The 8,434-nt window shown below is 39.3% G+C and carries 4 protein-coding genes; 3 read left to right on the plus strand and 1 reads right to left on the minus strand.

All coding sequences use genetic code 11. The features are described from left to right. Window positions 1-73 precede the first annotated feature (73 nt). Window positions 74-2,899, minus strand: coding sequence for an excinuclease ABC subunit UvrA (uvrA, locus tag H4J63_RS14985; protein ID WP_182197343.1), 2,826 nt, complete (start codon window positions 2,897-2,899; stop codon window positions 74-76). A 162-nt stretch (window positions 2,900-3,061) separates the two neighbouring features. On the opposite strand from uvrA, the gene H4J63_RS14990 reads away from it, so the two are divergent. The 3 genes from H4J63_RS14990 to H4J63_RS15000 all read left to right on the plus strand — a co-directional run bounded on the left by H4J63_RS14990 (window position 3,062) and on the right by H4J63_RS15000 (window position 8,140). Continuing rightward, complete coding sequence (locus H4J63_RS14990) at window positions 3,062-4,429, plus strand: MFS transporter (RefSeq protein ID WP_010553785.1); 1,368 nt, start codon at window positions 3,062-3,064, stop codon at window positions 4,427-4,429. 20 nt (window positions 4,430-4,449) lie between these two features. Then, window positions 4,450-5,166, plus strand: a complete 717-nt coding sequence (gene ssb, locus H4J63_RS14995) for a single-stranded DNA-binding protein (protein WP_024598062.1) — start codon at window positions 4,450-4,452, stop codon at window positions 5,164-5,166. Between the two features lie 244 nt (window positions 5,167-5,410). Then, window positions 5,411-8,140, plus strand: coding sequence for a response regulator (locus tag H4J63_RS15000; RefSeq protein ID WP_182197344.1), 2,730 nt, complete (start codon window positions 5,411-5,413; stop codon window positions 8,138-8,140). The last annotated feature ends 294 nt before the right edge of the window (window positions 8,141-8,434 follow it).

Here is an 8,434-nt window from a genome sequence, read left to right on the forward strand (position 1 = left end):
GCTTATTTTCCCGCCACTTTATAACTCTAGGGTACTCAACACCGATTTTTCTTATGATGAGTAAGTAAAACCTCTATTTACTTAATAGAGGTTTTAGGTAATGCCCTGTATGTGAACGCTCACATTCGGCTACTTCTTCTGGTGTGCCTGCAATGAGTATTTCACCACCGCCAGCACCGCCTTCAGGTCCTAAATCGATAACCCAGTCTGCTGTTTTAATAACATCGAGGTTGTGCTCAATAACAACAATTGTATTGCCGTGATCGCGCAGACGATGAAGTACAACAAGCAGCTGTTCAATATCAGCAAAGTGTAAGCCTGTTGTTGGTTCATCTAATATGTAGAGCGTTTTACCTGTATCACGCTTTGATAGCTCGCGCGCTAATTTTACACGTTGCGCCTCACCACCTGAAAGAGTAGTAGCGGCTTGTCCTAAACGAACATACGATAAACCGACGTCCATCAGCGTTTTAAGTTTACGGGCAATAGCCGGTATTTTATCAAAGTAATCATGAGCGTCTTCAACAGTCATCTCAAGCACTTGGTGTATGTTTTTACCTTTGTATTGTACTTCGAGCGTTTCGCGGTTATAGCGTTTGCTCTTACATACATCACACGGTACATACACATCAGGCAAAAAGTGCATTTCAACTTTAATTAAGCCGTCACCTTGGCAGGCTTCACAGCGTCCGCCTTTAACGTTAAAGCTAAAGCGACCTACTTTGTAGCCACGTGAGCGCGCTTCTTGCGTACCTGCAAATAACTCACGAATACCGGTAAATATACCTGTATAGGTTGCCGGATTTGAACGCGGAGTACGACCAATCGGGCTTTGGTCAATATCGATCACTTTATCAAAATGCTCTAAACCGCTAATTGATTTATACGGTGCCGCTTCGGCAGTGGTTGCGCCATTTAACTCTGTATGAGCAAGTTTAAATAAAGTGTCGTTTATTAGCGTTGATTTACCCGAGCCCGATACACCTGTCACACAAGTCATTAAACTAAATGGGATTTTTAGATCTACATTTTTAAGATTATTACCCGTTGCGCCAAATAGCTCTAGCCACTTGTCGTTCGTTGGATGACGTTCTTTTGGTATTTCTATTCTACGTACGCCAGATAAAAATTGGCCCGTAACAGACTCTTTGCTTGCTAAAATATCGTCGCGTGTGCCTTGAGCAATAATATGCCCACCATGGACACCCGCGCCTGGGCCAATATCAATAATATGGTCAGCGGCACGAATAGCATCTTCATCGTGCTCTACTACAATAACGGTGTTACCTAAGTCGCGTAAATGGACCAGTGTTTGTAGCAAGCGGTCGTTATCGCGTTGATGTAATCCAATAGATGGCTCATCTAGTACGTACATTACACCTACAAGGCCGGCACCAATTTGGCTCGCTAAGCGGATACGCTGAGCCTCACCACCTGATAGTGTGTCGGCGCTACGTTCAAGTGATAAGTAATTTAGGCCAACGTTAATCAAAAATGATAAACGGTCGCGAATTTCTTTTAGTATTTTTTCAGCTATTTGGCCTTTTTGTCCGGTTAGCGTTAACCCTTCAAAAAATTCCATAGCTTCACCAATACTCATGCACGTGATTGCAGGTAAGTTGGTTTGCCCAATAAATACATTTCGAGATTCTTCGCGTAAACGCGAGCCATTACAGCTAGGACATGCTTGGCTTGTTTGGTATTTAGCAAGTTCTTCGCGTACAGAGTTTGACTCGGTCTCGCGGTAGCGGCGATTCATGTTATTTAAAACGCCTTCAAACTCATGGTTACGCGTAATTAAATCGCCACGGTCGTTACGGTAATTAAACGCAATTTTAGTGCTACCAGAGCCATCTAAAATAATTTTTTTCGAGTCGCTGTCTAAATCTTGATAAGGTACATCTAAATTAAAACTATAATGCTCAGCAACGGCTTGTAGCATTTGATAGTAATAAAAGCTGCGTTTATCCCAGCCTTTAATTGCACCGCCAGCAAGGCTTAACTCTGGGTTATGCACTACGCGATTAGGATCAAAATATTGACGTATACCTAAACCATCACAGGTTTGGCACGCACCAGCAGGGTTATTAAACGAAAACAAACGCGGTTCTAGTTCAGTCATTGCATAGCCACAAGTAGGGCAGGCAAAGTTTGCTGAAAATAGAATTTCTTCAGCGCTGCTATCATCCATGTATGCTACATGTGCCACGCCATTAGACATTTCAAGTGCGGTTTCGAACGATTCTGCTAGGCGTTGTTGTAAACCATCTTTTACTTTAAATCTGTCTACAACTACTTCTATAGTATGTTTTTTATGAAGCTCAAGTGTTGGTGGATCAGACAAGTCACATACTTCACCATCTATACGGGCGCGAATATAACCTTGGCTCGATAGCTGTTCTAATAACTTAACATGCTCACCTTTACGCTCTTTTACTATAGGCGCAAGCAGCATTAATTTACTGCCCTCAGGCAGTGCCAAAACAGTATCTACCATTTGGCTCACTGTTTGCGCAGCAAGTGGTAAATCATGTGTAGGACATCGTGGCTCGCCAACGCGGGCAAACATAAGTCGTAAATAATCGTAAATTTCGGTAATAGTACCCACCGTAGAGCGTGGGTTGTGAGACGTTGATTTTTGCTCAATAGAAATTGCAGGAGAGAGGCCTTCGATGTGATCTACATCAGGCTTTTCCATAAGCGATAAAAATTGTCTTGCATACGCAGAGAGTGATTCAACATACCGGCGTTGTCCTTCTGCATAAAGTGTATCAAATGCAAGTGATGACTTCCCCGAACCAGATAGACCAGTAATAACTATTAATTTATCACGTGGGATGGTTAGGCTGATGTCTTTTAAATTATGCGTACGGGCGCCTCGGACTTCAATGTTTTCCATGCTATCTCGTTTATTACCAAAATTATTTACTCAGTATCGCATAATACGAAGCAATATTAATCCTTGATCAATGAAAAATCCTTACTTATAGGCGATTAATTATTGCCAAGCTTATGGTAGAATCCCAACCTCAATTTTTCATAGAGTAAGATCACGCAGATAATGACCGCATCTTCACTTAATTCACGAGAAAAGCGCGCCGCAGTATCGCTGGCGAGTGTGTTTGCATTTAGAATGCTCGGCTTGTTTATGCTGATGCCTGTATTGGCTATTTATGGACAATCGCTTGAAGGTTTTTCGCCTATTTGGATTGGTTTTGCCATTGGTGCGTATGGTTTAACGCAAGCCGTATTACAAATACCTATGGGTCGCTTATCCGATAAAATTGGTCGTAAAAAGGTTATTGTTGGTGGCTTAGTCGTATTTGCTATTGGCTCTGTAGTTGCTGCATTAGCTGACTCTATTCAAATGGTTACCGTAGGCCGCGCTCTACAAGGTATGGGCGCAATAGCCAGTGCGCTACTTGCGTTTGCCTCAGATTTAAGCCGCGATGAGCAACGACCAAAAGTAATGGCTGTTATTGGTATGAGCATAGGAATGAGCTTTGCCTTTGCTATGTTACTTGGGCCAATTGTTGCTGCTTCGTGGGGTATTGCTGGTGTATTTTGGTTGACTGCTATTTTAGCTGTTTTTGGTATATTTATAGTGACCATGCTAGTGCCAAATGCGGTAAATAAAGCACCCAAAGGTGATACATTAGCAAGCTTTAGCGACATTAAAAAACTAATTAAGCACCCTCAGTTAGCACGATTAAATGCAGGTGTATTGCTATTACATTTAACACTAACCACTATATTTGTCGTACTGCCGAGCCAGTTAATTAAAGATGGCTTGGTTGCAGACCATCACTGGTATTTATATATTCCAGTGCTATTTTTAGCATTCTTATTAATGGTTCCAATAATGATTGTGGCCATTAAAAAAGAGAAAGAAAAACAAGCGTTTATTGGCTCAGTAGCCTTGTTAACTATTAGTATGTTAGCAATGTCGGTATGGGTTAATAGTGTAGTAGGCATTGCTGTGTGTATGCTGCTTTATTTTGTGGCGTTTAACTTTTTAGAGGCCACTATGCCTGCGCTTGTATCGCGAATAGCACCTGCAAGCCAAAAAGGTTCAGCAATGGGTGGCTACTCATCTAGTCAGTTTTTAGGCGCCTTTTTAGGCGGTATGTTAGGTGGTTATGTAGCACAAACGACAACGACGCAAGCTGTGTTTGCGGCAGCGGCACTTGTTGGGTTAATATGGCTTATTATTGCGTGGAAAATGCAAGTCCCACCCAAAAGTAAAGTTATTAGTTTAATGACCAAATTAGATTCTGAAGAGCATGCTCAAACACTTGCTTCTCAGTTAGTTGCTTTACCTGGCGTAATAGAAGCAACTGTGGTTCGCGATGAAAGTCGCAGCTATTTAAAGATTAATGATAAAGAATTTGACCTAGACCAAGCGCGTAAAGTCGCTGGTTTAATCTAACATTTATAGGAGATGGTTCCATGGCACGCGGTGTGAACAAAGTAATTTTGGTTGGTAATTTAGGGCAAGATCCTGAAGTTCGTTATATGCCTAACGGTAACGGTGTAGCAAATATTACCTTAGCAACTTCGGATAGCTATAAAGATAAAAACACTGGCCAAATGGTTGATAAAACTGAGTGGCATCGTGTTGTATTCTTTGGCAAATTAGCTGAAATTGTTGGTGAATATTGTCGTAAAGGTTCACAAATTTATGTTGAAGGTAAACTTCAAACACGTAAGTGGACCGATCAACAAGGCCAAGAAAAATACACAACTGAAATTGTAGTTGACGGATTTACAGGCCAAATGCAAATGCTTGGTGCACGCGGTGGCGATCAGCAAAGCGGTGGTTACCAAGGTAATCAAGGCGGCCAACAAGGTGGTGGTTACCAAGGTAATCAGCCGCAAGGTGGTCAACAAAGTGGTGGTTACGGTCAAAATAACCAAGGTCAAGGCGCACAGCAAGGTGGCTATAATCCACAGCAACAAGCCGCACCAGCAGCACAACCAAAACCGGCTCCAGCACCACAGCAGCAAAGTAATCAATATCAGCCGCAAGGTGGTTATGCACCACAGCAAAAAAGTGCCCCACAACAGCAAGGTGGCTTCGCTCCTAAACCGCAAAACGCCCCGCAAGGTGGTGCATCAAACCCAATGGAACCGACCATTGATTTTGACGACGATATCCCATTCTAGTGTCCCAACCTTTACAGTGTAAAGATTTATTACAGAAAGGCCCCGTTCATACGGGGCTTTTTTATACGGGTTGTTTAGTGAGGACACCCAAGAACTATCAATGAATATCGTCATTAAGCAATAAAATGAAATAGTATTAGTAAGCATGTTAAATTATGGTGAAGTTTACATTACCTTTAATTGATATATATATCGTTAACACTTACCATTAAAAGACTTTTACCTTGATTACACAATGAGAAACATGAAAACTAATATCTTATTTTTATTTCTTGTTTTTCAATTTTTGAGTCCAATTTCAAACGCTCAATCTTCTTCAAATGTCACTCATGTTTTATTTATAAATTCAACAAACCAAGATATGCCTTGGCACAAAAGTGTTGATTCTGGACTGCGTAAAAAACTTATAGAACGTTCTTTTAGTTATGAACTCTTCGTTGAAAATATGGATGTAAACCGCTTTGATGAAGCAAATCAAAAACAGTTAATGAAGGACTACCTTAAGCAAAAATATAAAAATAAGCACATAGATATCATTGTTACTCAGTCGCCTTCTGCAGCTGTACTTTTATCGCAATTAGATGATTTTTTTATAAATGCTCCAAGAATATATTTAGAACCAGGCGCTCAATTTAGTTTACCTGAAAGCACCAATGGAGCTGTGATCCAAGCTAAATTAGACTACGCGCAAGCAACAGCAAGCGCTGTTAATTTAATGAAGCCTAAAAAATTAATCGTTATATTAGATACAAAAAATGATATTGGGATCAGCTTTTATCGAGGGCTATTTTCGGTTATTAACCGTGACTTTTCGTATTTAGACGTAGAAAAGTGGTTTGATCTTTCAATGCCAGAGCTACTCACTAGAATAAAAAATGCGCCAGATGATTCAATTATATTGTTTACACCCATTTTCAGGTATTACGATAATAAATCTCTTAGCCCTTATCAGCTAGTAGAGCGATTAGCTGAAGCAAGTTCAGCGCCCGTTTTTAGTTATTGGGAGGTACTATTAGGCTCAGGTGTTGTTGGTGGGTATGTGTTGTCGGGTGAAAAAATAGGCGCACGTATTGCCGATTCGATAATTTTATACAATGAAAATAAAAGCCTAAGTGCAATCAGTGGTGAAGAACTAAGTGTTTATGCTTACGATTGGCGTCAATTAAACAAGTTCGATATAGCTCCACAAAGCTTGCCAGAAAAGTCGATTATATCTTATTACGAGCCAACCTATTTTGAGCAAAATAAAACATTAATTTACAGCACTACTGCGATTATTTTTATTCTTAGCAGCTTTTTAGTTTTCGTATTGTTTTTAAATCAACGCCGCATTCAACTTTTAAAAGAACTTGATGAAGAAAAGCAAAGATTAGAGTCTCGCGTTGATCAGCGTACTGAAGAGCTGTTGCAAGCTAAAGAAGAGGCCGAAAAGCTGACATCCGCTAAGTCTGAATTTTTAGCAAATATGAGTCATGAAATTAGAACGCCTATGAGTGGGATTATTGGCTTAACCAACATTTTGCTCGAAAAAGGTTTGCCTGGGGAATATGAGCATTATTTAAATAAAATTAAATATTCTTCAGATCAACTCCTTGTAGTTATTAACGATATTTTAGACTTTTCAAAAATTGAGTCTGGAAACATTAACCTTGAAGAATTTCCTTTCTCTGTAAATTCGGTTGTTGACTACATCAAAGCAACTTTTGATGAGCTAGCTCAAAGCAAAGGGATCACATTTGATATTGTCATTGGTGAAGAGGTCAAACTCAATTTAATTGGTGATGTAGTTCGAATAAACCAAGTACTGCTAAATTTATGCTCTAACGCAATTAAATTTACTACACAGGGCTTTGTATCGGTATTAATAGAATCAAAAAGATCATTAGCCGATCCTAAGAGTGTTTGTTTGTATTTTATTGTTAAAGATTCAGGTATTGGCATTGCCGAGCAAAGCCTTGCCGATTTATTTGAATCTTTTACTCAAGCTGATAGCTCTACAACCAGGAAGTTTGGCGGCACAGGTTTAGGCTTAACTATAAGTAAGCGTTTATGCCAATCGATGGGGGGAGATATAACGGTAAAAAGCACTCAAGGTGTAGGTAGTGAATTTATAGCTTCAATTAAGGTGAAACTGAATAACCAAGCGTTAATTGATGATACTCCTAACCTAACTTTTACTGGTGCGTTTGAAGTACTAATTGTAGATGATAATGAAGATGATCTTAAGGTAATTGAGAATCAGCTAACGGCTATGGGGCTAGCATGTACGGCCTGTCAATCTGCTAAACAAGCTATTGATATTATTGAACACAATAAAGAGAAATTTAAAGTTATTATTGTCGACTGGGCAATGCCATCAATGAGTAGCGAAACTTTTTTAATACGCATTTTTAATATTAACCCTCAACTTTATGCCAACACTATTGTGCTTATAATGAGTGATGAAAGTTTACTAAATAATGGAGCCAAAAAAGTAAGTATAAAAACTATTTTGCAGAAACCTGTATACACGAGTGTTTTGTATGAGGCGATTGAAAGTAAAGTAGTAGGCTCTCTGAATGAAGTGCCTGTAGTAAATTCAGTAAGTGAAAAGCCGCTAGCAGGTATCAAAATATTAGTTGTGGAAGATAACTCGATCAATAAACTAATAGTTACAAACATACTAGAAAATGCGGATGCTCAAATTTATTTGGTCGACAATGGACTAGAATGTATTCAAGCCGTGAAATCCCAATCGTACGATATTATTTTGATGGATATTCATATGCCTATTATGGATGGGGTTGAGGCAAGTAAAATTATTCGTAACGATAGCGATAAAGCAATCGCAAATATTCCAATAATTGCTTTAACAGCTAATGTTATGAAAGATGATATTACACGATACTTATCCATTGGCATGAACGCCCATGTTGCAAAGCCTATTAAAGCTAAAAATCTACGTGAAACTATAATCCGCTGTTTAAATAACTGAGCCGTTAAAGTGATTTGATAATTATCCATATTAAGTACCTATCGTAATATCGTCCGTTGGCTTGAGCCTATTTTGGATAACTTAAAAAGACAATTCATAAAATAGAATTTTCCTCACCGGTTGCTATATGAAATCTCATACATCCTTTTCCCATATGTTTATTTCAGCGTAACTATTCAGCCTCATCTGAAATGAATACATCAGGCAGCTGATTTTTGAATAATAACTCAAGGGCTAGGCTTGCAGATACATATTGTTTTCTGCAAGTCGATAAATAGCTTCTCAGCAAGCAGA

The organism is Pseudoalteromonas sp. 5Ae-yellow (assembly GCF_014077565.1).
Lineage (GTDB): Bacteria > Pseudomonadota > Gammaproteobacteria > Enterobacterales > Alteromonadaceae > Pseudoalteromonas.

Excerpts from the sequence above, each read along its gene's own strand:
- H4J63_RS15000 (WP_182197344.1), top strand. The coding sequence starts at position 5,411 with ATGAAAACTAATATCTTATTTTTATTTCTTGTTTTTCAATTTTTGAGT.
- uvrA (WP_182197343.1), bottom strand. The coding sequence starts at position 2,899 with ATGGAAAACATTGAAGTCCGAGGCGCCCGTACGCATAATTTAAAAGAC.
- H4J63_RS14990 (WP_010553785.1), top strand. The coding sequence starts at position 3,062 with ATGACCGCATCTTCACTTAATTCACGAGAAAAGCGCGCCGCAGTATCG.
- ssb (WP_024598062.1), top strand. The coding sequence starts at position 4,450 with ATGGCACGCGGTGTGAACAAAGTAATTTTGGTTGGTAATTTAGGGCAA.